This window comes from Paenibacillus pinistramenti (assembly GCF_005869875.1).
Classification (GTDB): Bacteria; Bacillota; Bacilli; order Paenibacillales; family Paenibacillaceae; genus Fontibacillus; species Fontibacillus pinistramenti.
Map to the genome: position 1 here is coordinate 1 of NZ_VAWG01000041.1, position 618 is coordinate 618.

At 56.6% G+C, this 618-nt stretch carries 1 rRNA gene; it reads left to right on the forward strand.

The features are described 5' to 3' along the window. Nucleotides 1-618 (forward strand): 23S ribosomal RNA (locus tag FCN15_RS19040); the annotation flags it as partial.

The following is a 618-nucleotide window of genomic DNA, read 5'->3' on the forward strand; positions in this document are numbered from 1 at the left end:
CCGGTACGGGGACAGTGTCAGGCGGGCAGTTTGACTGGGGCGGTCGCCTCCTAAAGAGTAACGGAGGCGCCCCAAGGTTCCCTCAGAATGGTTGGAAATCATTCGAAGAGTGCAAAGGCAAAAGGGAGCTTGACTGCGAGACTGACAAGTCGAGCAGGGACGAAAGTCGGGCTTAGTGATCCGGTGGTACCGCATGGAAGGGCCATCGCTCAACGGATAAAAGCTACCCTGGGGATAACAGGCTTATCTCCCCCAAGAGTCCACATCGACGGGGAGGTTTGGCACCTCGATGTCGGCTCATCGCATCCTGGGGCTGAAGTAGGTCCCAAGGGTTGGGCTGTTCGCCCATTAAAGCGGTACGCGAGCTGGGTTCAGAACGTCGTGAGACAGTTCGGTCCCTATCTGTCGTGGGCGTAGGAAATTTGAGAGGAGCTGTCCTTAGTACGAGAGGACCGGGATGGACGCACCGCTGGTGCACCAGTTGTTCCGCCAGGAGCACAGCTGGGTAGCTAAGTGCGGAAGGGATAAGCGCTGAAAGCATCTAAGCGTGAAGCCCCCCTCAAGATGAGATTTCCCAATTAGTAAGACCCCTTGAAGACGACGAGGTAGATAGGCTGG